A 24077-nucleotide genomic window follows, 5' to 3' on the forward strand; every position below is an offset into this window, starting at 1 on the left:
ACTACTAAAAGGAAAGCGCAACAAGAAAGGTCTCGAAGAAAAGCCTCAGAGTTTACACCTCGAAGGAAAAATAAAAGCAAAGCAAGACTATTAAGACAAAAATAAAATAAGTATACAAAACATTTTTAATATTTTATCTAAAAGTAAAATGGCTAAAGAAAAAAAATTTATCACTTGTGATGGTAACACAGCTGCCGCTCATGTAAGCTACATGTTTACTGAGGTTGCTGCCATCTACCCTATCACTCCATCATCACCAATGGCGGAGCATGTAGATGAATGGGCTGCCAAAGGTCGTAAGAACCTCTTCGGTCAGCGAGTTTCTATCCAGGAAATGGAATCTGAGGCTGGTGCAGCTGGTGCTGTTCACGGTTCTCTTCAGGCTGGTGCCTTGACTTCAACTTACACTGCTTCTCAGGGCTTGTTGTTGATGATTCCTAACATGTACAAGATCGCTGGTGAGTTGCTCCCTTGCGTGTTCAACGTATCAGCTCGTACATTGGCTTCTCACTCTCTTTGTATCTTCGGTGACCACCAGGACGTTATGGCTTGTCGTCAGACTGGCTTCGCTATGTTCTGCTCTGGTTCTGTTCAGGAGGTAATGGACCTCTCTGCAGTTCCTCACTTGGCAACATTGGAGACAAAGGTTCCTTTCATTAACTTCTTCGATGGTTTCCGTACTTCTCACGAGTACCACAAGATCGAGGAGATGGATATGGAAGACATCCGTCCATTGGTTAAGGAAGAGTACATCGAGGACTTCCGTAACCGTGCATTGTCTCCTGAGCGTCCTGTTACTCGCGGTACCGCTGAGAACCCAGAGACATTCTTCACTCACCGTGAGGCTTGCAACTCTTACTACGATGCAATTCCTGAGGTAGTAGAGAAGTACTGCCAGGAGATGACTAAGATCACTGGCCGTGAGTATCACCTCTTCAACTACTATGGTGCTGAGGATGCTGAGAACATCATCATCCTGATGGGTTCTGCTACAGAGCCTGCTCGCGAGGCTATCGACTACTTGAACAAGCAGGGCAAGAAGGTTGGTATGGTTGCAGTTCACCTGTATCGTCCATTCTCTGTTGACTTCTTGAAGAAGGCTATCCCAGCTACAGTTAAGCGCATCGCTGTTCTCGATCGTACTAAGGAGCCAGGTGCAGAGGGTGAGCCATTGTACCTCGACGTTAAGTCTGCTCTCTACGATGACGAGCGCAAGCCATTGATCGTTGGCGGTCGCTACGGTCTCGGTTCTTCTGATACAACTCCTGCTAAGATCGTTGCTGTATTCAAGAACCTCGAGTTGCCACAGCCAAAGAACCACTTCACTGTAGGTATCGTTGATGACGTTACATTCACTTCTCTCCCTGAAGAGGAGGAGATCCCAATGGGTGGCGACGACTTGTTCGAGGCTAAGTTCTACGGTTTGGGTGCTGATGGTACTGTTGGTGCTAACAAGAACTCAGTTCAGATCATCGGTAACAATACCAACAAGTATTGCCAGGCATACTTCTCTTACGACTCTAAGAAGTCTGGTGGTTTCACCTGCTCTCACTTGCGTTTCGGCGACAGCCCTATCCACAGCGCATATCAGGTAAATACTCCTAACTTCGTAGCTTGTCACGTACAGGCTTACCTCCACATGTACGATGTAACACGTGGTTTGCGTAAGAACGGTTTCTTCCTGTTGAACACAATCTTCGACGGCGAGGAGTTGGTTAACTTCATCCCTAACAAGGTAAAGCGTTACTTCGCTAAGAACAACATCACAGTTTACTATATCAACGCAACTAAGATTGCTCAGGAGATTGGTCTCGGCAACCGTACCAACACCATCCTCCAGTCTGCATTCTTCCGTATCACAGAGGTTATTCCTTTGGATCTCGCTGTAGAGCAGATGAAGGCATTCATCGTGAAGTCTTACTCTAAGAAGGGTCAGGACGTTGTTGACAAGAACTTCGGCGCTGTTGACCGTGGTGGTGAGTACAAGCAGTTGACAGTAGATCCAGCTTGGGCTAACCTCGCTGACGATGAAGCTAAGGAGGATAACGCTCCAGCATTCGTTAAGGAGCTCGTTCGTCCTATCAACGGCCAGGCAGGTGACCTCTTGAAGGTTTCTGACTTCGTTAAGCACGACACAGTTGACGGTACATGGCAGAATGGTACTGCAGCATTCGAGAAGCGTGGTGTTGAGGCATTCGTACCAGTATGGAACGTTGAGAACTGTATCCAGTGTAACAAGTGTTCATTCGTTTGTCCTCACGCAGCTATCCGTCCATTCGTATTGACCGACGAGGAGCTCGCAGGCATCGAGGGTCTCGAGACTCAGGATGTTAAGGCACCTAAGGCTTTGGCTGGCATGCACTTCCGCATCGAGACTTCAGTACTCGACTGTCTGGGTTGTGGTAACTGTGCTGACGTCTGCCCAGGTAAGAAGGGTGAGAAGGCGTTGACAATGGTTCCATTCAACGTTGACGCAGAGGATATGGTTAAGGAAGCAGCTAACTGGGAGTACCTCGTACACAACGTTGCTTCTAAGCAGGATCTCGTTGACATCAAGCAGAGTCCTAAGAACTCTCAGTTCGCTCAGCCACTGTTCGAGTTCTCTGGTGCTTGCTCTGGTTGTGGTGAGACTCCATACGTTAAGTTGATTTCTCAGCTCTTCGGTGATCGTCAGATGATCGCTAACGCTACTGGTTGTTCTTCTATCTACTCAGCTTCTATCCCATCAACTCCATATACAAAGAACGCTAAGGGTCAGGGTCCTGCATTCGACAACTCATTGTTCGAGGACTTCTGCGAGTTCGGTCTCGGTATGGTAATGGGTAACAAGAAGATGAAGGAGCGTATCGCTCACTTGCTCGAGGAGGCTAAGGCTCAGGAGCATGTTCCTGCTGAGTTCGTAGCAGCTGCTGACAAGTGGGTTGCTAACATGAACGATTCAGAGGGTTCTAAGGAGGCTGCTGCAGAGTTGAAGCCTCTCATCGCTGCCGGCGCTGAGAAGGGTTGCCCTATCTGCAAGGAGCTCAAGACTTTGGATCACTACCTCGTTAAGCGTTCACAGTGGATCATCGGTGGTGACGGTGCTTCTTATGATATCGGTTACGGTGGTCTCGACCACGTATTGGCTTCTGGTGAGGATGTTAACATCTTGGTACTCGATACTGAGGTTTACTCTAACACTGGTGGTCAGTCTTCTAAGTCTACTCCACTCGGTGCCATCGCACAGTTCGCTGCTCAGGGTAAGCGTATCCGTAAGAAGGATCTCGGTTTGATGCAGACTACATACGGTTACATCTACGTAGCTCAGGTAGCTATGGGTGCTGACAATGCTCAGACATTGAAGGCTATCCGTGAGGCTGAGGCTTATCCAGGTCCATCACTCATCATCGCTTACGCACCATGTATCAACCACGGTTTGAAGCGTAAGGGCGGTATGGGTCGTTCACAGCACGAGGAAGAGTTGGCTGTTGAGTGCGGTTACTGGCACTTGTGGCGTTACAACCCACTGTTGGCTGATGAGGGTAAGAACCCATTCACACTCGACTCAAAGGCTCCTAACTGGGAGAACTTCCGCGACTTCCTGCTCGGTGAGGTTCGTTACCTCTCTGTACAGAAGGCATTCCCTAAGGAGGCTGATGAGCTCTTCTCTCAGGCAGAGAAGATGGCTAAGCTCCGCTACCAGACTTACGTTCGCAAGAGCCAGGAGGACTGGAGCGAGGAAATCTAATCTGATTCTTCTATATCAGTAATATAATGCAAGCCGAGAGGATTTTTTTGTCCTCTCGGCTTTTTTTATACGTTTTTGCATATTTATCGAAAAAAAGTCGTAACTTTGCAAGAAAAGACCAACATGAGACTAAACAAAACATTACTTACCTTCGGCCTGGCCACTGCCCTCCTGCAGATGCCAGCCACTACGTTTGCCCAATCCGCTGGTGCCAGTTCTTCCACCCATAATCCGCTTCTCGTAAAGAGCACTCTGCCTTTCGGCGCTCCCGATTTCAGCAAGATTCAGGAGAGCGACTATCTTCCTGCCTTCGAGATAGCCATCAAGAGCCAGCGTGAGAACATCCAGAAGATTGTCAACAACAAGAAGAAACCAACCTTCCAGAACACCATCCTCGCTTTCGAAGAGAGCGGACTCCTGCTCGACCGTGTGAGCAACGTCTTCTTCGGACTCACGAGCGCCCACAAAACTCCTGGCATTGCAGAAACTCAGAAGAAGGTGATGCCTTTGCTTACCGATCTGGACAACGAGATTTCTTTCAATAAGCAACTCTTCAACCGCATCAAGTTCGTTTACGACAACGAACTGAAGAAACTCAAGGGCGAAGATCTTCGCCTGACCGAGCAGACCTACAAGCGTTTTGTTCGCTCTGGCGCCTTGCTGTCGGCAGAGAAGATGGAGCGCATGAAGCAGATCAATACCCGCATCTCGCAACTGCAGGAGCAATGGGATAACCTCTTGCCTGCAGCCACCAACAATGCTGTGGTATGGGTACAGAGCAAGGACGAGTTGGCTGGCCTGAGCGATGCTGATATAGCTCAGTGCAAGAAAGATGCAGAGAGCCGTGGCGGTAAGGCTCCTTACTGCGTGGTAATCATCAACACCACCCAGCAGCCTATCCTCGCCTCGCTTGCCAACCGCGACCTTCGCCGCCGTGTGTACGAGGCAAGTATCCATCGTGCCGATGCCACCAATCCAGAGTTCAACACCTTCCCTATCGTTACCGAAATAGCCAAGTTGCGTGCCGAGAAGGGACAGCTCATGGGCTACAACAACTATGCCGACTACTCGCTCGAGAAGACCATGGCGAAGAACAGTCAGAACGTGAACAACTTCCTGGGACAGCTCATCAAGGAATACACTCCCAAGGCTGAGGCAGAGACCAAGGCTATCGAAGAATACGCTCAGAAACTGGAGGGTAATGACTTCAAGCTGCAGCCCTACGACCGATTCTACTATTCCGCAAAGATGAAGAAGGAACTCCTCAACATTACAGACGACGAGATAAAACCTTATTTCAATATCGACAGCGTACAGATCAACGGTGTGTTCTATGCTGCCCACAAGGTATATGGTCTTAACTTCAAACAGCGCAAGGACATCCCAACCTATCATCCCGACATGAAGGTGTTTGAGGTGAGCGATAAGAACGGTAAGCCTCTGGCTCTCTTCTATAGCGACTTCTTCCGCCGTCCTACCAAGCGAGGTGGCGCATGGATGAGCGCTTTCGCCAAGCAGAGCAGACAGCGCGGTCAGTTGCCTATTATATATAATGTATGCAACAACGCCAAGGCTCCCGAAGGACAGCCTTCACTCATCACCTGGGACGAGGTTTGCACCATGTTCCATGAGTTCGGTCACGCCCTGCACGGCATACTCTCCGACTGCCAGTACAACACCCTTTCCGGTACAGCCGTAGCACGAGACTTCGTAGAAATGCCTTCGCAGTTTAATGAGTCGTTTGCTTCCATTCCTGAGGTGTTCGACCACTTTGCCCGTCATACTGAAACAGGCGCTCCTATGCCAGCAGCCCTGAAGGAACGCATGCTCAAGAGCATCAACTTCCAGACAGCCTATTCCTTGGGCGAGAACTTAGCTGCCACCTGTCTCGACCTGGCTTGGCACGAACTGACTCCCGAACAGGTTCCTTCTGCCTACATGGCTGGAGCCTTCGAGAAAGAAGCTCTCTTCAAGTCAGAAGTTCTCAATACTCAGATACCTCCACGATACTCTACCACTTACTTTAACCACGTATGGGGAGGTGGCTATGCAGCAGGCTATTACAGCTATCTGTGGACAGAGGTTCTCGCTGTCAACGTAGCCGACTACTTCGCTCAGCATGGAGCACTCGACCCTGCTGTTGGTCAGGCTTTCCGCACCAAGATTCTCAGCCGCGGCAATACCAAGGATCAGCTCGAAATGTTTACCGACTTCACTGGCATGAAGCAACCTGATGCTTCTGGCCTGCTCAAAGCAAGAGGATTGTAATAAAGGTAAAAAAGTAAAAAGGTAAAAAAGTAAAACTGAATCTTACTGCCGATAAAGATTTTTAAGGCAACAGAGCCTCAGTACATCATACAACAGGACAGGTGTCACGACCGACACACTGTTCTGTTTTTCGTTTATACTCATCTTAACCTTCTGAACCCAGCGACAACTCAATAGCTTTCTGTTCTACAGACTTTCATAAAGATACTAAGAGACAGCACATTTTCTGCATTTTTTTTGTATGTTACAAGAAAACGTTGTATCTTTGCATAAGATAAGCTGCACTCAGCAAAATATTCAAGCAAGCTTGATATTCTGCATTCGATTTGCATTATCTTTGCATGAATAACAGACAAGATGTTATATATGAGCAAAAAAATAACAGGAACACAAAGACATTACTATAAGAATCTATTAAGCATTGGCATACCTATCGTCATAGGACAGTTAGGAACCATCATCTTAGGTTTTGCCGACACCATCATGATAGGTCACCACAGCACGGAAGAACTGGCTGCGGCAGGACTTGTCAACAACATCTATACCCTGGTGTTCGTCATGTACATGGGCTTCACCTATGGTCTGACTCCTATCATCGGCCGACTCTATGGCGAGGAACGTATCGACAGCATCGGACAGAAGGTGCGCAACTCGCTCTTTGCCAATATGCTTACGGGCACCCTTCTCTCCATAGCGCTTGTGGTGCTCTACCTCAACCTCTCGCACATCGGACAACCCGAAGAGCTGCTCGCCCTCATCCGTCCCTACTTCATCGTCAACCTCGTCTCGGTACTCTTCATGGGCATATTCTACACCATGAAGCAATTTCTTGATGGCGTGGCAGAGACGCGTGTGGCGATGTGGGTGATGATAGCAGGCAACGTGGTCAACATCTTCGGCAACTGGCTGCTCATCTATGGTGTGGCAGGATTCCCCGAACTGGGACTTCTCGGAGCCGGAATCTCTACCTTGCTGAGCCGTGTGCTCATGGCAGCAGCCATGGTGGGAATCGTGATAGGCAGGAAGAAGTTCGCACAGTACCGTCACGACATTTTGCATAGCAGCATCACCAAGGCCGACTTCCGCGAGATGAACCGCTTAGGATGGCCCGTAGCCCTGCAGTTGGGCATGGAGTCGTCGGCTTTCACCCTCAGTTGTGTGATGGTGGGATGGCTCGGAACCATACCTTTGGCAGCCCACCAGGTGATGATCACCCTCTCCCAGCTCTTCTATCTCGTACTCTCGGGTATGGCTGCCGCCATGGCCATCCGTGTAAGTCACTTCGTTGGTCAGAAAGACTATCAGGCGGTTCGCCGCAATGCCTATGACGGCTGGCGACTCAACCTGATGTTCTCCATCTGTATGGGTCTGCCCGTACTGCTCCTGCGCCATCAGATAGGAGGCTGGTTCAACGACAACGTGGAGGTGCAGCAATACGTGGCGTTGCTCATCATCATGATGATGGTCTATCAGTTTGGCGACGGACTGCAATACAGCTTTGCCAATGCTCTTCGCGGCATCGCCTGCGTGCGTCCGATGGTGCTCTACGCCTTCATCGCCTACTTCGTCATCTCCCTACCTATGGGCTATACCCTCGGATTCCCTCTCGGCATGGGTATCCTGGGCATCTGGATAGCCTTCCCCTTCGGACTCACCATCGCCGGCGCCCTCTACTGGCAACGGTTTGAGAAAGAACTCAGAAAAATGGAAGAAGCCAAGTAACAAGTAAAAAAATGATAACTTAAAAACCACATAACCGTGAAACAACAACAGATATACAACCTGGAAGAGTTTGCCAATAAATATCAGTTGACAGACATTTTTGGCGCTTATGCCGCCTATATTTCAGTAGGGTTCACCCTACCTACGGGTGTCGATGTGCTCCATCATTTCAAGGAAATGGTGCAACAGCGCACACTCTTCACCAAACTCCTGCTCATCAGGAAAGGCACAGCCACCATAGTCATCAGCGAACAAGACGAGAGGAAGACGCTCAACGCCGACAGCCTCCTCGTCATGACCTCACGACACGTCATCAACGAGATAGAACTGACGCCTGACTTCAAGGCAGAATGTGTTCTCGTAGATACCGACATGGTGGACGAAAACACCATCTACCACCTCACGGAGGAGAAGCACAAGAGCGTGAGCGATGTGTTCAACATCATTCACAACATCGTGCGCCATCAACACATCAACAAGGTTGAGATGATACAGTCGATGTTCAACGTGCTTCGCCTCATCCTCGAGGAGCTGCCCTACGAGGAACGATCCATCTCCCACGACTTCAAGCACAAGAAGGAGGTGTACGAAATCTTCCTCCATCACCTGTACCGCAACTTCCGTAAGGAGCGCCAGATCCGTTTCTACGCCAGCAAGATGAATGTCTCCACGGCCTACCTCTCGCGCTTGGTCAAGGAGATAAGCGGCTCTACCATCAACGAGCACGTCACCTCGCTCATCTACAAGGAAGCCTGCAACCTCCTTTCTCATTCCAGCATGTCAATTGGCGAAATAGCCGACGCCCTGAGTTTCAGCGACCAGAGCGCCCTCACCAACTTCTTCAAAATGCGTGCCGGCATGACTCCCCTCGCCTACAGAAACAAAGGCTGAGAAAGACGATGAAAGGTGATGAAACCTAAGAGAAGGGCATAAGTAGCTTGCTTCTGATAGCCATGAGCATGGGTTTCGGGAAATTACATTAGTGACATAAAAAACGAAAAAAAGCATGGACAACTCTCTCAGCCATCCATGCCCATGTATTCTCGTATATCTGATCTATTCTATTCTAATCGTGTATTGTCATGGTGAAAGGATTACGCTAAATTTAAAAAAAACTATCACAATTATTTTAACTTCTTATAGCCATAGGCTGCGCGATTACCCAACTGCTCTTCGATGCGGATAAGCTGGTTGTACTTAGCCATACGGTCGGTACGACTCATTGAACCCGTCTTGATCTGCCCCGAGTTGGTTGCCACAGCAATATCAGCTATTGTAGTATCCTCGGTTTCACCCGAGCGATGGGAAGTAACCGTAGTGTAACCATGACGATGAGCCATCTCAATAGCATCCAGGGTCTCAGTAAGAGAACCAATCTGGTTTACCTTGATAAGGATAGAGTTGGCTGCACCCATCTTGATGCCCTTTTCGAGGAACTTCACATTTGTAACAAAGAGGTCGTCACCTACCAACTGGCAACGGTCGCCAATGGCAGCAGTCAACTTCACCCAGTTGTCCCAATCGTTCTCATCAAGACCATCCTCAATAGAATCGATAGGATACTTGGTAATCAGTTCTTCCAGGAATTTGATCTGCTCTTCAGCAGTCAGTTTCTTGCCATTAGGATCCTTCTTCTTACCATCCTTCAACTGGCGGTAATCATAATACCACTCACCATTCTCCTGAACGGCAAACTCACTGGCAGCACAGTCCATGGCTATCTTCACATCCTTTCCTGGCTCATAGCCAGCATCCTTAATGGCCTGACAGATGCTCTCGAGTGCATCCTCGATACCATCGAGTGCAGGAGCAAAACCGCCCTCATCACCTACGGCAGTAGAAAGGCCGCGGCTCTTCAGCAGTTTAGCCAATGCATGGAACACCTCGGCACCCATGCGGATGGCCTCCTTCTCGGAAGGAGCACCCACAGGACGGATCATGAACTCCTGGAAGGCAATAGGTGCATCAGAGTGAGCACCACCATTAATGATGTTCATCATAGGAACAGGAAGGGTGTAGGTATTGCAACCGCCGATGTAGCGATACAAGGGGATGTGCAGATACTCGGCAGCAGCATGTGCCACAGCCAGAGACACACCGAGAATAGCATTTGCACCCAGGTTCGACTTGGTCTTGGTACCGTCGAGTTCCAGCATCTTGTAGTCAATGGCGCGCTGTTCCAAGGCAGAGAAGCCCACCAAGGCAGGCGCAATCACCTTGTTCACATTCTCCACAGCCTTCAAGACGCCCTTACCACCATAGCGGTTCTTATCACCATCACGAAGTTCCAAAGCCTCGTTTTCGCCTGTCGACGCACCTGATGGAACAGAAGCACGACCCACAATACCCGACTTTAATGTAACCTCAACCTCTACTGTAGGGTTGCCGCGGGAATCCAAGATTTCTCTTGCATGAACATTTTCAATAATCATAATACTTTAATATTTTTTTTATTACATAAAACATTAACAAAAACGCTTGAAGCACGATACTTATCGTCTCTATACGATTTCTGTTTCTGAGTGCAAAAATAGATATAATCTGAGATATCTCCAAATTTCGTACGTCATTAAAAATAGGTATTCCGATTAAATACCTACTTATGAGTAAAGAGACTAACACTATCCGAAACTTCTATCATTTACTCAACTTTCGCAAATAGAGAACTCAAAGAAAATAGAGAAGTTAAAGCCAAATGTTTTATGGCTAAGTATTCAACCCCAAATGGCTGGAAGCAAAATGCCTCCAGCCCAAGATTATCAACCTTAATTCAGAAAAACTTAAGCCCGCCCCTGCCAACCAAAGCCGCAGGAGCAGCAGGCTTCAACGTAGCTTTTAACTTAAACCTTTAACACAAACGCGAAACATTCATTATTTCAAAGTGAACTTATGCGACTGCAGCATCTCGTTAGGATCGAGCGCCTTGTCGAGTTCCTCCTTACTCATGATGCCCTGCTCTATCACGATGTCGTAGACTGAGCGGCCTGTCTCATGAGCCTCCTTAGCCACTTTGGTACTTTTCTTGTAGCCAATGATGGGATTGAGGGCAGTCACGATACCGATGCTGTTCTTTACCATTTCGTAGCAACGTTCCTTGTTCACTGTAATGCCGAGGATGCACTCCGAGGTAAGGGTCTCTATGGCATTCTTCATCCATGTAAGGCTCTCGAAGAGGCTCTCTGTGATGATAGGCTCCATCACGTTCAACTCCAGCTGACCAGCCTCTGCTGCGAAGCTGATAGTGGTGTCATTGCCGATTACCTTGAAGCAAACCTGATTGGTCACCTCAGGGATAACTGGGTTCACCTTGCCTGGCATGATAGAAGATCCAGGAGCCTTAGGAGGCAGATTAATCTCGTTGAGACCGCAGCGAGGACCAGAAGCCATGAGTCGCAAGTCGTTGCATATCTTAGACAACTTAACAGCCAGACGCTTCAGAGCAGACGAATAGCTCACGTAGGCACCCGTGTCGGGAGTAGCCTCAACAAGGTCGGTAGCAGTCTCAAAGTTCTCGCCCGTCAACTTGCTCAGGTTGGCTGCACAAAGTTTGGCGAAACCAGGAACAGCGTTCAGACCTGTACCGATGGCTGTACCACCCATATTGATTTCGTGCAGCAGTTTCACGTTGCGCTCCAGATTAAGGATTTCCTCCTCCAGATTGTTGGCATAGGCATTGAACTCCTGTCCGAACGACATAGGCACAGCGTCCTGCAACTGTGTGCGTCCCATCTTGATGACGTCGGAATACTCATCAGCCTTATAACGGAAGGCGCTTATCAATCCTGTAAGGGCACCCACGAGATGCGTGTTCATACGGATGAGCGCCAGACGGATACTGGTAGGATAAACGTCGTTGGTACTCTGTCCGCAGTTACAATGGTCGTTGGGTGAGCAATACTGGTAGTCGCCCTTCTCATGACCCATGATTTCGAGTGCACGGTTGGCGATCACCTCGTTGGCGTTCATGTTGACCGATGTACCTGCACCACCCTGTACCATATCTATAGGGAAGTTCTCATGCCATTTGCCCTCAATGATTTCTCGGCAGGCCTGAGCGATGGCACCCGAGATCTCATCGTTGATCACGCCCAAGGAATGATTGGTCTCAATGGCAGCCAGCTTCACGAAAGCGATAGCGATAATGAAGTCAGGGTTGTCGACCATAGTCTTGCGCGAGATGTGGTAGTTGTTGATACCACGCTGTGTCTGCACACCATAAAGAGCTTCTGCTGGAACCTTGAGTTCACCCAGAAGGTCGGACTCTACTCTGTATTTCTTTTCTTCAACCATAATACTATTTATTAAGCGTTAATATTTTTATTTCTTTTTCTCGCTGCAAAAGTACTGCTTTCTTTCCACATCGTCTTTATAAAAAGAGAACGATTATTTGTAAAAAACAAACAATCGTGTAGTTAGGGAGTTAAAAGAGGAGTTTTCAGGAGTAAAGGAGTTAATGGAATTAAGGAGTTAAGACAACAGCCTTAAAGGTCGAAGAATCAGGATATTATAGGCGGTAAGGAGTTAAAGGAAACAAGCCCTTTGCTCCACATAGCATTCGGAGATAATTTCGTGGCATTCGGTGTGACATTTCCCTGAGCGAGCGTGAGAAACATGGCATTCGGTGTGAGATTTCTCTGAGCGAGCGTGAGAAACGCAGCATTCGGTGTGAGAGGAGATTATGCCAACATGCGCTTCATATAGCCCCGCACTTCCTTTCGTGCTGCACCCAGTCGGTTTTCCACACACTTGTAGTTGAGCCTCAGTTCACGGCTAATCTCTCCCACCTTCATGCCGTCGTACACGTTAAGACGGTACACCTTGCGCTGCTTCTCGCTAAGACGGGCAATGCCACGCTCCATGAGTTCGGTAATCTCCACAACCGAATAAACCATCTCGACCGACTCGCCACAACCTGCCGTACCCATGCTGCCCTGTATGAAATGCTCATGCTCTTCTACCCGCTTCCTGTGCCGCCAAAAATCACATATCAGATGGCGAGCCATGGTGTAGACCAGGCAGGGAAGCGTAATGGGAGTAATCATCTTGTCGGTTTGCAGAAGGCGCAGGAAGATATTCTGGACAATGTCTTCAGCCTCATCAGAATAAACATGAAGGCGAGATGCCACGAAGGCAAGAAGCTCCTCGTAGTGAAATGTATAGTAATCAGCAATAATAGCTTGTTTAGTTATTGTATAGTCCATGATGGTCAAAATTCAGTGGGAATAGTCGAAGACTCATCCACTTCTTGAAAGATGGTTGCAAAGGTAAGAAAAATAGTTGCTACGACCAAACAAAAGAGAACAAAAAGCTAAAAATAAATCAAAACATGACAGATGCCCCTCCTTTTTGGCACACATTTTGCGAGGACATGGTCAATCGAATGAATCGAACAATAAAAACAACTAAATAAACATATCAATATTATGGCACAAAAAGGTAATATCGGAGTAACGACAGAGAACATCTTCCCTGTCATCAAGAAATTCTTATATTCAGACCACGACATCTTCCTGCGCGAGATGGTATCCAACGCCGTAGACGCCACACAGAAGCTGAAGACTCTGGCTGCCCAGGGCGACTTCAAGGGCGAGATAGGCGACACCACCGTGCGCGTCACCCTCGACAAGGAGGCCGGAACCCTGACCATCAGCGACCACGGCATCGGAATGACCGAGGAGGAGATAGACAAATATATCAACCAGATAGCTTTCTCGGGAGTGACCGACTTCCTCGACAAATACAAGGAGAACGCCAATGCCATCATCGGACACTTCGGACTCGGCTTCTACTCTTCATTCATGGTAGCAAGCAAGGTGGAGATCATCACCAAGAGCTATCGCGAGGGAAGCAAGGCCGTGAAATGGAGCTGCGACGGATCACCAGCCTTCGAGATAGAGGACGCCGACAAGGCGGAGCGTGGTAGCGACATCGTGCTCCACATAGCTGACGACTGCAAGGAGTTCCTCGAGAAGAACAAGATAGAGGAGCTGCTCAACAAGTACTGCAAGTTCATGGCTGTGCCCGTGGCTTTCGGCAAAAAGACAGAATGGAAGGACGGCAAGAACGTAGAGACCGATGAGGACAACATCATCAACAGCGTAGAGCCCCTCTGGACCAAGACGCCAAGCACACTCAAGGACGAGGACTACAAGAACTTCTACCGCACCCTCTACCCCATGCAGGACGAGCCCCTCTTCTGGATTCACCTCAATGTGGACTTCCCATTCAATCTGACAGGTATCCTCTACTTCCCACGCATCAAGAACAACATCGACATGCAGCGCAACAAGATACAGCTCTACTGCAACCAGGTGTTCGTTACCGACCAGGTGGAAGGCATCGTGCCTGAGTTCCTCACCCTGCTGCATGGCGTCATCGACTCGCCAGACATCCCGCTCAACGTGAGCCGAAGCTATCTGCAGAGCGACAGCAACGTGAAGAAAATCGCCACCTACATCACCAAGAAAGTGGCCGACCGACTCAACTCCATCTTCAAGGAGAACCGCAAGGAGTACGAGGAAAAATGGGACGACCTGAAGATCTTCATCAACTACGGAATGCTCTCGCAGGAAGACTTCTACGACCGCGCCAAGGACTTCGCACTCTTCAAGGACGTAGACGGCAAGTACTTCACCTTCGAGGAATACAAGACCCTCATCAAGGACAACCAGACCGACAAGGACGGCAACCTGGTATACCTCTACGCCAACAACAAGGAGGAACAATACTCCTACATCGAGGCTGCCAAGAACAAGGGCTACTCGGTACTCATGATGGACGGACAGCTCGACACTCCAATGGTCAACATGCTGGAGCAGAAGCTCGAGAAATCGCGCTTCACACGTGTAGATGCCGACATCATCGACCGACTCATCGTCAAGGAGGATGCCAAGAAGACAGACCTGACAGACGAACAGACTGCCAATCTGTCACAGGTATTCCGCTCACAGATGCCTAAGCTCGACAAGACAGAGTTCTTCGTAGAGATACAGGCCTTGGGCGAAGCCAACCAGCCCGTACTCATCACTCAGAACGAGTATATGCGACGCATGAAGGCCATGAGCCAGTTCCAGGCAGGCATGAACTTCTACGGACAGATGCCCAACAGCTACAACATCGTGCTCAACAGCGACCACGAGCTCGTAAAGAAGGTTCTCGCCGATGCCGAGCAGCATACAGCCGAGGCACTGAAACCTGTACTGGCAGAGCTGAAGGGACAGGAAGCCCGACTGGCTGTTCTGCACCAGTCGCAAGACAAGAAGAAGCCCGAGGAGATTACCCAGGAAGAGAAGGACGACCTGCAGAACACCCAGAAGGCCGTGAGCGACGAGAAGCAGAAGCGCGACAACATCATAGCCGATTACGCTAAGGACAACAATATCGTACATCAGCTCATCGACCTCGCCCTACTGCAGAACGGCATGCTCAAGGGTGCTGCCCTCGACGCCTTCCTCAAGAGAAGCGTCAGCATGATCAAGTAAAGCGCTGATATGCAGAGAGTAATATGACTCTACTTTCTCAAATACGTAAGTTGAAACTTCCATAACTTCCGTACATAAGAAAGTTCTGTAAAGAAAAATAAATCACTTCATAATAAGACCCGACACCAAACTAAATTTAAATTTAGTGAGATGTCGGGTCATTTTTTTGTTTATAGTATTTGCACCATTAAATAAAATGTTGTAATTTCGCAATCGATATTCAACCTCAGACATACAAGTAACTTAACTTTCGTATGTATAGCAGTGCTTGCCACAAAGCAAACCTACAAGAGTTATCAGAAAGCTCAGATAAATAATACTATAGAATGGATCAGATAGTAGTAGAACTCTTCCTGTTGAGCATCGGAGCCAGTTTTGTACAACGCACCACTGGCTTCGGTTTTGGCATCTTCATCATGACGATGCTCCCCTCTATCATGCCTTCCTTCGGTGAGGCAACAACCCTCTCGGGCATTCTGGCGATGACCACCTCCCTGATTATCGTTATTCAGAAATACAAGTACATCACCTGGAGGCGGCTGCTGCCCATTCTTTTCACCTTCATCATCATCTCCATCGGAGCTATCTTCGTGCTCCGGCGGATGGAATATCATATTCTGAACATATTGTTAGGCATTACACTGATCATTGTGAGCATCTACTTCGCCTTCTTCAGCAAGCGCATCAAGGTAAAGACAACGCTGCCTGTGCAGGTTACGGCAGGAACATTGAGCGGACTGATGGGAGGATTCTTCGGAATGCAGGGACCACCAGCCGTACTCTATTTCGTCAGTTCTGAGCCAGACAAGGATCGCTATCTGGCGATGACGCAGACCTATTTCCTGGCAGGCAATCTGATGATGACACTGGCAAGAGCCTACAATGGTTTCTTCACCACCACGGTCTCCATAGGTTATATCTACGGAATCGCCGGAGTCTTCATTGGCAACCTGATAGGCTCCTGGGTGTTCAGGCACCTCAGCGGCTCCCTGCTCAAATACATCATCTATGCCTATATCGGAATCAGCGGATTAACCTTCCTACTGGAAGCGTAGCGTATATGCCTATGCCATTATCAGCAATCTACTGAAATGTGTGGACTGGAATAAAAACTGCAGGCCTTCTTTTTACAAGGCTGCAGCCACTCTTCTAACTTTTGCCAATCTGGCCATAAAGGTAGAATCATTTTTTGTTGATTGCAGATTATATCTCATCTGCATTTTCAACAAAGGCTCAGCATTCACTCCAAGTGCAGCCTCAAAGAGCAGGGCCGTTTTTTCCGTTACAGGACGACGAGCATTCAGAATTTCATTCAGAGCAGAATAGGCAATCCCCATTTCCTCCGCCAACTGTCGCTGAGAAATTCCACGATATTCTATCTCATTCTTCAGAACATCTCCAGGATGCGTAGGAAAAGCCGGAGTCATATCGTTTGCCCGCATTTCCTTTATTGTTTTTTTATCGTTGCTCATAACTATTTCATTTATAATGGTTTGATAATTCTGTTATATTACATATGGTTGCAATAGTCTGACCATCCTCAAATTCTTCTTCAAATTCTATTCGATACTGATCATTCACTCTTACCGAGGACTATCCTTCCTTGTTTCCTTCTAACCGTTCATAATTGAGAGAATTATATTTCCATAGGCCTTGAACGTTATCTTCCGATATCATAAGGTCTATCACTCGAATATACTTTCTAACTATTTGCGGTTGAAAGCGATGCTTTTTATCAGATTTGCCAGAACTATATAGATCACGCAGATAATCCTCGTTGAAATTTACTATCATAACCTTTATGTTTTGATGTTGCAAAGATAATATATAAATTCGATATTCACAAATTTTGTGAAGGAAACTTTGGCTAAACAACTATAATTGTGATTATCTATCACTAGTGTCCCGTTTAAACGGGACACTAGTGAGAATATATTATAAATGAAAAAATACTTAAAGTATACAACGATGAGAAAAATAAGGGTATATTAAAAAGTCTTTTACAATCGCTAATGGTTATATAAAACTAATGAAGTCCCGTAAAAAGCATTTAGTTGCCATTCTACGGTCTTTTCCATAACGTCGCAATTACTTTGATGTGATTATTGTGATGCTAAAAAAGCAAGAATAAAGAGCAACTATAAATATGATTATCAGTGTTAAAAATCATAAGAATCACCTTGATTCCCAGTATTTTTATTATCTTTGTAGAAGATAAGCTGCACTCGGCAATTTGAAAGCAAGCTTTCATTGCACTTGTTTGCATTATCTTTGCAACAAATAAGAATTAAAACGAAGAATATGAGCTCATCAACATTACGCGTGCCTACGTCATTCAGGCTACCATCAGAGCTTCTCGAGGAGCTAAAGGAACGAGCTAAGGCTACTAATTGCAGCCTTAACAATTACGTGGAATCTATTCTCACGGATGTCATGAGAAAGGACAAGACTGTGGAAGAAAATGTCATTACTCCCGACTTGCAGGATAAGATTGACAAGGTGAGAGAGGAAATTCATTGTGGTCAATATACCACATTGAAATCGCATGATGATATAGACAATTACTTTGCGAGTTTATGATTTACACAGTCATTACATCCATGAGTGCAGAAGATGTCATCAAGAAATGGTAGAAATCCAATCCAAAGCTATTCAAAAAATATCAAAAGATATATCATGAACTCATGGATCACCCAAGAACAGGTATCGGTCATCCTGAGGCTTTGATAGGAGGAAACTCTATTTTGTATTCGAGACATATCACTGCCCATGACAGAATCATCTATGAGATTCATGATGAAGTCATAACTGTCTTTGTATTAGATGTAGAAGGACATTATAATGACAAATAACTGAGCCCATATTCTCCATAAAGCATCTGCAAAATCATCTTACTTTCCTATAAAGAACAAGAAATTTTCCTTTGTTGTAAAAGTGGTCAAGGCAAGGCAATAAATTGCCGTAACCATGCATTGTATTTATCATCAAAAGTTTGTGACAAAAAGAACAGAAAACAAAATTAACAATTAAGATTATGAATATAGGAGATAAAATTCCTGAGATTCTTGGCATAGACCAGGACGGACGTGAGATCAAGGCAAGCGACTTTCGGGGTCGCAAGATAGTACTCTATAGTTATCCGAAAGCCAACACCAGCGGTTGTACTGCTGAGGCTTGTTCTTTGCAAGCTCACAAAGAGGAGTTGGCAGCTGCAGGTTACGAGATTATCGGTGTGAGCAAGGACAAACAGGCTTTGCAGAAGAAGTTTGCCGAAACCAAGGGGCTTCAGTTCCCTCTTATTGCTGATACCGAGACTACCCTATTGCAGGAACTCGGCTGCTGGGGCGAGAAGGTTACCTGCGGCAGAAAGACCATCGGAATCCTTCGTACCACCTATCTCGTTAACGAAGAAGGCATCATCGAGAAAATCTTCACTCCCAAGGAGATCAAGACCAAGATACATGCAGAACAGATTCTGGAGTATATCAATAATGAAAAGTAATACCTGTCAGAAAATAAAGCGATGACGAACAAGGAATTGACACTCGCCCTGTTGATGAGGGAGATGATAAAATATGACGGTGGCGATGCGCCACGCATCCAGCATTTCGTAAAGGTGCACGACTTTGCCCGTATGATAGCGGTCTCAGAGGGGATGAACGAGGAAGACCTCTTCGTGCTCGAAGCAGCTGCTATCCTCCACGATGTGGGCATTCACGTTTCAGAAGCCAAATACGGCAACTGCGATGGCAAGCATCAGGAAGAATTAGGTCCTGATGAGGCAAGAAAAGTCCTGACAGAAGTCGATGGATTCACAGCCGCACAGATAGAAAGAATCTGCTGGCTCATTGCCCATCACCATACTTATAAGAATGTTACCAGCCTCGATCACCGCATCCTGCTCGAGGCTGATTTCCTGGTCAACTCCTTCGAAGACCATCTTGCCCCCGAAGCCATCATCACCTTCCGCAATCATGTCTTCCGTTCGGCGTCTGCGATCAGTATGCTGAATGATATGTGGGGACTGGAATAAGGAGAATACTTTTGTCTAAGAAATAATAGCACTACTGTCCAATAAAAAAGGGCAATTCAATCTTTGAAACAGTTGAATTATAGTCTTTTATGCAGTATTTTGCAATGAAACGTACTTGATAGTGTTGCCATTATCACTTATTGTCTCGTGGCTATTGTGCACCATGATATGCAATTGAAACGCTCGACATATGAAGTTTTGCAGATTCTAAGCATTTCATTGACGGACAAAACCCACCTAAGAGATCTATTTGATAAGACTATTTTCAACGATGTCAAAGAACTCGATTTAGGAAGTTATATTGTCTTGAAGGCAATTCATGCTAAAGAGGCTGATGCGGCGATTGAGAATATGAAGAAGTGTACAGACCCAATTTACGGGGATGGCTTTCGTCATCTTCTTGCAATTTATAAAAAAGGAGGATGGCATGACGCAATTCAAGAAATTGGTAAATGATTAATTTTAATATATGATTAGCTTATGTCAAAGTTTAAAATTCCAGGAGTATCATTCTCCTTAAATCGGGCACTCGGTATCACGCAGGCTAAACAGAAGTTTGCTCGTGAAACTGGTATTCCTACCTCTAAGGCTGGATTGGAGAGAAAAATAGGAAAGATGGTATTGAATGCCATTTTCGGAAAGAAGCGATGATTGGGCATCGCTTCATCTGAGGTTATATACAAATGAAATAGTAATCAATAAAGAATAGAACTATGGAAAAAGAATGGTTTAATGGTTTTGTAGCCAATGGCTTGCAATTTAGATTGGATGGGTATAAAATCAATCTTCAAGGTATAACATACCATATTTGTGTGAAGAATATTTCTAGTAGTGAAATTGAGATCGACAACAAAATTTATTTTCGCTTTGACGGCAAGCGGATACTCAAGAGAAATGCGGCTGGACTAACTTATATCGAAGGATATGAATTGGCTAGGGAGGAGGTATGGAATTATGATTGCTTGCGTGATATGAACACACAAAAATGCATTGTTAATGGTAGTAATAAAGCTGTGTTAAAGTCAGGTGAAGAGTATCTTGTTATATTCAGGTGGAATGGACTGAAAGAGCTACGCTATGATGAAAGTTTTACTGCTAGAAATGTAAATGAAATAATGTCTGAACACGATTTTTCCATTTTGGAGTTGAAAATCAGTAATTTTGTAAAGTTAGAAATTAGGCCTTCATTTAAGGAGAATAATTACGTATGGTATGTTGCAGCCAAAGATGTTTGTCAAAATTATGGTATGTATGTTCCCGTAACTTCCGTGCCAAATACGGAAGAGGGTAAACTCAATTTTCTGCTTTCGCAAGATTCTCAACTTGAAAAGATGTATGAGATTAAAATATCAAATTGTAACATACATAAGAATGATGAGGGTTCTTGGGATGTGATTTTTGAATTGCGTCCAGATGGTGATGGGTATTGTCGTAATATATGTATTACTGTATGTGTCTACAATCGTGGCGAGAAACCTGTTTTATTGCGGAGCATTAATATACGTGATTTTGAAAATTTCAATATCTTTACAATAAAGGGATTACAAATGCTGCCAACGGAAGATATAGGTCGTATATTTGTCTTTCCAACAAGATTGGTATAAGCAAATGTAATAGATTGGTTAAATTCTAAATATTGGGATTATGGATAATGATGATTTTGATGACGAAGATTATTGTGGTTATGAAGAAGATGATAACGAACGTGATCTTTTTTATACGTTAACAGATGGTCAATATGGCGACAATGATGAGTGGCGTAGAAATGGTGGGGATATAGATTCTTTGATGGAGCGTCTCGGTTACTAGAGAACCGCTCAATGAGAAAATGTAATGAAGAAAGGATTAAAATATACTTTGGTCCTTAGGCAGCCTGGTCGTTTTGGCTGGTGTTGGCCTGGGAATCATGTATGTGGTGTCACCATATAAGGTGAAGGTTATTGCTCCCTATCCATTTGCGAACGGAACTGCTGTAGAATTAGATAAAACGTTAAAACGAGGATGAATGTTTTTAAATTAGGTGTCACTTTTGTGAAGTCTTTGAGTGCTTTATTCGTTCCCGGTAAATGCCCCAAACGAATTGATCATGAGAAAATTGTCGTTGGTGAAAACTTAGCGTCCGATTCTACACCTTCGGACAGTATCGGATATCCAAAGGCTCAGCAGCCACACTATGATCTCTTGCGCTTCCTGGATGCACAGGAGGTTGCCTATACCCAGGCTTTGAGTGAACTGAAAGAAGGTAGAAAACAAAGCCATTGGATATGGTATATCTTCCCGCAACAGAAGGGACTCGGACATAGTTACAATTCAAAATACTATGGCTTGGATGGCGAGGGTGAAGCCAGAGCCTATGTTGAACATGAAATTCTGGGTGATAGACTCCGTGAATGCTGCAAGGCGCTCTTGCTCCACAAGGATAAGGATATCAAATATATCATGGGAAGCGGAATTGACGTGCTGAAACTCAAAACTTCTATGCGTCTCTTCAATAAAATGAGTCCTAATGATGTGTTTGAGGAAGTATTGGATGCATTCTTTTTAACCCATTCAGAATAGTCTTAATAAGAGAAAATTACGATTAATATATGAATGTATCAAAGTTTTAAAATGATATTTTGTGGGATGAATTGCAAAAACTTGGCAAAAAGTTTGGAAGATACCAGATAATCACTTATATTTGCACTGTCTTAAAAGATAAGTGTTATGAGAACAGTTCAAGATTATATAGCAATAATTAGGCAAAATAGTTCCAAGATTACTAAAGATTTTGGAATCAAGACCTTGCGTATTTTTGGTTCCGTATCACGAAATGAGCAAACAGAGCAAAGCGATTTGGATATTTGTGTAGAAACAGAAACTCCTAATCCATTTTTATTGGCCGACTTGAAAGAGTTTTTAGAGGGCTTGTTCAAGTGCTCAGTTGATGTAGTGCGTATTCACAAAAACATGAATCCTTTCTTTAAATCAAGAATTGAGCGGGATGGAATCTATGCAATTCGATAAATATGTAGCATTGGATATACTTAATAGAGTGCATTTTTCTATTGAGCATATAGAAGAACGTTCACAACCTTATCATTGTGGCGATGATTTTCTGATGTCTTCTACTGGTGTAGCAATTCTTGATTCCATATGTATGCAATTTATTGCTATAGGAGAAAGTTTAAAGGGACTTGATAAGGTTACTAGAGGAGAACTCCTTACAACTCATCCTGAAATTGATTGGAAAAATGTGAAAGGGTTACGTGATATCATAGCTCATCATTATTTTGAGGTTGATGCCGATCAGATTTGGTGGATTATAGAAAATGAGTTGCAACCTTTAAAAAAGGCAATTCAGGAAATGATAGAATCTTTAAAACGGATACTTGATGAGTAATGTCAGGTAGATGAATGCACTCACAATTCGACATAATTTCTTTGCAGTTTTATCAAATGGCAAATAGCTAAGCATCAATATTATAAACTTCTAAGTTTATAAACTAACAAATCGAAAAACTTCTGTGGGATTATGCACGCTATCATAAAAAGATAAACATAAAAGTAAAGTTTTACATAATATTCTTGCAAAAATCAACATTTATGTTTATCTTTGCAGCAAAAATATAAGTTATATGGAAAAGAACTTATTAATAGAGCTATTAGAAACTGGAGAAAAAGTCAGCCTTTATTCTCCAAGATTCGAGGGTGAAGAATATACCGAAATTTGAGAAATTCCTTCTCACCTATAAGGACCAATATGCCCAAGATGTACAAATCCTCATTAGAAGGATTGATATTATCAAGGAAAATGGTGCAGAAGATAGATTCTTCAGATAGGAAGGAAGCAAACGTGACAGGATGATGGCACTACCCTCTTATCTTGATACATCTAATTTAAGATTGTATTGCCTTAATATTAGCCATAAGATTTTAATCTTAGGAAATGGTGGTATAAAGCAAACTCAAACATATCAAGAAGATGTAAATCTGCATAGAGCCGTACGAAACTTACAAAAGATAGACATCATTATAAAGAAACTTGAAAATAGAAGAATCATAACAATCAATGGTACAAATTTACATGGACCACTTGAATTGACAATAGACATAGACAATAATAATAAGGAGGATTTAGTATGAAAACAAATAAACTAATGGATGAAATCCGCAAGTCAACTCCTGCGGATACAAACAAACAAGTCGACTTATGCGTTGCTATTGCCAACAGAGTCTTTGAACTATTACAGGAACGAAATATGAAACAGCGTGATTTCGCAAAGGCTCTTGGCAAGACAGAAACAGAAGTGAGCCGTTGGCTGAGTGGAACACATAATCTCACTTTAGCTACAATCGCAAAGATGGCGACGGTTCTTGGTGATGATATCATTACCACAACACAGAGCAATCGTCCGTACAAACTTCCAAATACGCAAAATGTTGCTATGATGGTAGCTGAGGATATGTGCAAAAAATAGTCATACAAATAACAAAAATCCCTGCCATAGGAAGACTTTCCTACGACAGGGATTTTTCTATTTGGGAATCATCAAGAATGACGAAGCCATCAGTCCTTAACCATTATTAACTATCAACTATCTGTTCTATCAATCGCGAACTTTCTGCTTGCAAGGAGATATTGGTAAACAAATGAATGTCATACTCCATACCAATATGCTTACCACTATCAACATTCATTGGTTGCAAAAAGGCATAATGATAACCATCAGACTCATAAATACGTGAGTCATCCAAAAGCCATTCCTCATACCCAACACTATCTTGCTTTCATAGGAATCCCCATACTGAGACTTTCCTTCGCTTCCCGAAGGTCATTTCCAGTCATGGGTATTCCAACATATTC

Annotated in this window: 21 protein-coding genes and 3 pseudogenes; 19 read left to right on the forward strand and 5 right to left on the reverse strand. The window is 45.0% G+C overall.

Annotated elements, in window-relative coordinates:
- The first annotated feature begins 148 nt into the window (after positions 1–148).
- The 4 genes from nifJ to P3T48_RS07995 all read left to right on the forward strand — a co-directional run bounded on the left by nifJ (position 149) and on the right by P3T48_RS07995 (position 8608).
- Positions 149–3727 carry a pyruvate:ferredoxin (flavodoxin) oxidoreductase gene (gene nifJ, locus P3T48_RS07980; protein ID WP_276506325.1) on the forward strand — a complete coding sequence of 1193 codons (3579 nt, stop codon included), beginning with the start codon at positions 149–151 and terminating at the stop codon, positions 3725–3727.
- Positions 3728–3850: 123 nt separating this feature from the next.
- Positions 3851–5995, forward strand: coding sequence for a M3 family metallopeptidase (locus P3T48_RS07985; RefSeq protein WP_443217180.1), 2145 nt, complete (start codon positions 3851–3853; stop codon positions 5993–5995).
- 366 nt (positions 5996–6361) lie between these two features.
- Entirely contained in the window at positions 6362–7717 is a 1356-nt protein-coding gene (locus tag P3T48_RS07990; protein WP_276506326.1) for an MATE family efflux transporter, read from the forward strand.
- A 36-nt stretch (positions 7718–7753) separates the two neighbouring features.
- Positions 7754–8608 carry a helix-turn-helix domain-containing protein gene (locus P3T48_RS07995; RefSeq protein ID WP_276506327.1) on the forward strand — a complete coding sequence of 285 codons (855 nt, stop codon included), beginning with the start codon at positions 7754–7756 and terminating at the stop codon, positions 8606–8608.
- Between the two features lie 233 nt (positions 8609–8841).
- Here the strand turns inward: P3T48_RS07995 and eno are convergent, their stop codons facing one another.
- Complete coding sequence (gene eno, locus P3T48_RS08000; protein ID WP_217757668.1) at positions 8842–10149, reverse strand: phosphopyruvate hydratase; 1308 nt, start codon at positions 10147–10149, stop codon at positions 8842–8844.
- Between the two features lie 270 nt (positions 10150–10419).
- Here eno and P3T48_RS08005 point away from each other — a divergent pair, with 270 nt between their 5' ends.
- The gene (locus tag P3T48_RS08005) at positions 10420–10569 is read left to right on the forward strand and encodes a hypothetical protein (protein WP_276506328.1); all 150 of its coding nucleotides are present in this window, start codon (positions 10420–10422) and stop codon (positions 10567–10569) included.
- Between the two features lie 19 nt (positions 10570–10588).
- Here P3T48_RS08005 and P3T48_RS08010 read toward each other — a convergent pair whose 3' ends face one another.
- Positions 10589–12007: an aspartate ammonia-lyase gene (locus P3T48_RS08010; protein WP_276506329.1), complete on the reverse strand. Its 1419-nt coding sequence runs from the start codon at positions 12005–12007 to the stop codon at positions 10589–10591.
- A 386-nt stretch (positions 12008–12393) separates the two neighbouring features.
- Entirely contained in the window at positions 12394–12918 is a 525-nt protein-coding gene (locus tag P3T48_RS08015) for an RNA polymerase sigma factor (RefSeq protein WP_276506330.1), read from the reverse strand.
- Positions 12919–13140: 222 nt separating this feature from the next.
- Here P3T48_RS08015 and htpG point away from each other — a divergent pair, with 222 nt between their 5' ends.
- Both htpG and P3T48_RS08025 read left to right on the forward strand, forming a co-directional pair.
- Entirely contained in the window at positions 13141–15198 is a 2058-nt protein-coding gene (htpG, locus tag P3T48_RS08020) for a molecular chaperone HtpG (RefSeq protein WP_276506331.1), read from the forward strand.
- 326 nt (positions 15199–15524) lie between these two features.
- Positions 15525–16253 (forward strand): sulfite exporter TauE/SafE family protein, encoded by a 729-nt coding sequence (locus tag P3T48_RS08025; RefSeq protein WP_276506332.1) that lies wholly within the window; start codon positions 15525–15527, stop codon positions 16251–16253.
- 72 nt (positions 16254–16325) lie between these two features.
- Here the strand turns inward: P3T48_RS08025 and P3T48_RS08030 are convergent, their stop codons facing one another.
- Both P3T48_RS08030 and P3T48_RS08035 read right to left on the reverse strand, forming a co-directional pair.
- Positions 16326–16670: a HigA family addiction module antitoxin gene (locus P3T48_RS08030; protein ID WP_022253029.1), complete on the reverse strand. Its 345-nt coding sequence runs from the start codon at positions 16668–16670 to the stop codon at positions 16326–16328.
- Between the two features lie 7 nt (positions 16671–16677).
- A pseudogene (locus P3T48_RS08035) lies at positions 16678–16992 on the reverse strand (type II toxin-antitoxin system RelE/ParE family toxin).
- Positions 16993–17499: 507 nt separating this feature from the next.
- Here P3T48_RS08035 and P3T48_RS08040 point away from each other — a divergent pair.
- From P3T48_RS08040 to P3T48_RS08095, 12 genes and pseudogenes are all read left to right on the forward strand, one after another.
- Positions 17500–17778, forward strand: coding sequence for an Arc family DNA-binding protein (locus P3T48_RS08040; protein WP_276506333.1), 279 nt, complete (start codon positions 17500–17502; stop codon positions 17776–17778).
- Between the two features lie 71 nt (positions 17779–17849).
- Positions 17850–18050: pseudogene (locus P3T48_RS08045) on the forward strand (type II toxin-antitoxin system YoeB family toxin); the annotation flags it as partial.
- A gap of 182 nt (positions 18051–18232) precedes the next feature.
- Positions 18233–18700, forward strand: coding sequence for a peroxiredoxin (locus tag P3T48_RS08050; RefSeq protein ID WP_276506334.1), 468 nt, complete (start codon positions 18233–18235; stop codon positions 18698–18700).
- Between the two features lie 21 nt (positions 18701–18721).
- Complete coding sequence (locus P3T48_RS08055; protein WP_276506335.1) at positions 18722–19231, forward strand: HD domain-containing protein; 510 nt, start codon at positions 18722–18724, stop codon at positions 19229–19231.
- Between the two features lie 126 nt (positions 19232–19357).
- Positions 19358–19513: pseudogene (locus tag P3T48_RS08060) on the forward strand (IS4 family transposase); the annotation flags it as partial.
- 198 nt (positions 19514–19711) lie between these two features.
- Positions 19712–19882 (forward strand): hypothetical protein, encoded by a 171-nt coding sequence (locus P3T48_RS08065; RefSeq protein ID WP_276506336.1) that lies wholly within the window; start codon positions 19712–19714, stop codon positions 19880–19882.
- Positions 19883–19944: 62 nt separating this feature from the next.
- Positions 19945–20835, forward strand: coding sequence for a hypothetical protein (locus tag P3T48_RS08070; protein ID WP_276506337.1), 891 nt, complete (start codon positions 19945–19947; stop codon positions 20833–20835).
- A gap of 40 nt (positions 20836–20875) precedes the next feature.
- Positions 20876–21040 (forward strand): hypothetical protein, encoded by a 165-nt coding sequence (locus tag P3T48_RS08075; RefSeq protein ID WP_276506338.1) that lies wholly within the window; start codon positions 20876–20878, stop codon positions 21038–21040.
- A gap of 231 nt (positions 21041–21271) precedes the next feature.
- Positions 21272–21790 (forward strand): DUF1810 domain-containing protein, encoded by a 519-nt coding sequence (locus P3T48_RS08080; RefSeq protein WP_276506339.1) that lies wholly within the window; start codon positions 21272–21274, stop codon positions 21788–21790.
- A gap of 147 nt (positions 21791–21937) precedes the next feature.
- Positions 21938–22237 carry a nucleotidyltransferase family protein gene (locus P3T48_RS08085; RefSeq protein WP_022109834.1) on the forward strand — a complete coding sequence of 100 codons (300 nt, stop codon included), beginning with the start codon at positions 21938–21940 and terminating at the stop codon, positions 22235–22237.
- Positions 22224–22613 (forward strand): HepT-like ribonuclease domain-containing protein, encoded by a 390-nt coding sequence (locus tag P3T48_RS08090; protein WP_276506340.1) that lies wholly within the window; start codon positions 22224–22226, stop codon positions 22611–22613. The genes P3T48_RS08085 and P3T48_RS08090 overlap by 14 nt, the downstream gene beginning before the upstream one ends.
- Before the next feature lie 739 nt (positions 22614–23352).
- On the forward strand, positions 23353–23691 hold the full coding sequence (locus tag P3T48_RS08095; RefSeq protein ID WP_276506341.1) for a helix-turn-helix domain-containing protein: 339 nt from the start codon (positions 23353–23355) through the stop codon (positions 23689–23691).
- Positions 23692–24077: the final 386 nt, after the last annotated feature.

Source organism: Segatella intestinalis, from assembly GCF_029348455.1.
GTDB lineage: Bacteria > Bacteroidota > Bacteroidia > Bacteroidales > Bacteroidaceae > Prevotella.

Bases quoted from the DNA above. Each gene is read 5' to 3' on its own strand.
- nifJ (WP_276506325.1), top strand. From the start codon at position 149: ATGGCTAAAGAAAAAAAATTTATCACTTGTGATGGTAACACAGCTGCC.
- P3T48_RS07985 (WP_443217180.1), top strand. From the start codon at position 3,851: ATGAGACTAAACAAAACATTACTTACCTTCGGCCTGGCCACTGCCCTC.
- P3T48_RS07990 (WP_276506326.1), top strand. From the start codon at position 6,362: ATGAGCAAAAAAATAACAGGAACACAAAGACATTACTATAAGAATCTA.
- eno (WP_217757668.1), bottom strand. From the start codon at position 10,149: ATGATTATTGAAAATGTTCATGCAAGAGAAATCTTGGATTCCCGCGGC.
- P3T48_RS08005 (WP_276506328.1), top strand. From the start codon at position 10,420: ATGGCTAAGTATTCAACCCCAAATGGCTGGAAGCAAAATGCCTCCAGC.
- P3T48_RS08010 (WP_276506329.1), bottom strand. From the start codon at position 12,007: ATGGTTGAAGAAAAGAAATACAGAGTAGAGTCCGACCTTCTGGGTGAA.
- P3T48_RS08015 (WP_276506330.1), bottom strand. From the start codon at position 12,918: ATGGACTATACAATAACTAAACAAGCTATTATTGCTGATTACTATACA.
- htpG (WP_276506331.1), top strand. From the start codon at position 13,141: ATGGCACAAAAAGGTAATATCGGAGTAACGACAGAGAACATCTTCCCT.
- P3T48_RS08025 (WP_276506332.1), top strand. From the start codon at position 15,525: ATGGATCAGATAGTAGTAGAACTCTTCCTGTTGAGCATCGGAGCCAGT.
- P3T48_RS08030 (WP_022253029.1), bottom strand. From the start codon at position 16,670: ATGAGCAACGATAAAAAAACAATAAAGGAAATGCGGGCAAACGATATG.
- P3T48_RS08040 (WP_276506333.1), top strand. From the start codon at position 17,500: ATGAGCTCATCAACATTACGCGTGCCTACGTCATTCAGGCTACCATCA.
- P3T48_RS08050 (WP_276506334.1), top strand. From the start codon at position 18,233: ATGAATATAGGAGATAAAATTCCTGAGATTCTTGGCATAGACCAGGAC.
- P3T48_RS08055 (WP_276506335.1), top strand. From the start codon at position 18,722: ATGACGAACAAGGAATTGACACTCGCCCTGTTGATGAGGGAGATGATA.
- P3T48_RS08065 (WP_276506336.1), top strand. From the start codon at position 19,712: ATGTCAAAGTTTAAAATTCCAGGAGTATCATTCTCCTTAAATCGGGCA.
- P3T48_RS08070 (WP_276506337.1), top strand. From the start codon at position 19,945: ATGGAAAAAGAATGGTTTAATGGTTTTGTAGCCAATGGCTTGCAATTT.
- P3T48_RS08075 (WP_276506338.1), top strand. From the start codon at position 20,876: ATGGATAATGATGATTTTGATGACGAAGATTATTGTGGTTATGAAGAA.
- P3T48_RS08085 (WP_022109834.1), top strand. From the start codon at position 21,938: ATGAGAACAGTTCAAGATTATATAGCAATAATTAGGCAAAATAGTTCC.
- P3T48_RS08090 (WP_276506340.1), top strand. From the start codon at position 22,224: ATGCAATTCGATAAATATGTAGCATTGGATATACTTAATAGAGTGCAT.
- P3T48_RS08095 (WP_276506341.1), top strand. From the start codon at position 23,353: ATGAAAACAAATAAACTAATGGATGAAATCCGCAAGTCAACTCCTGCG.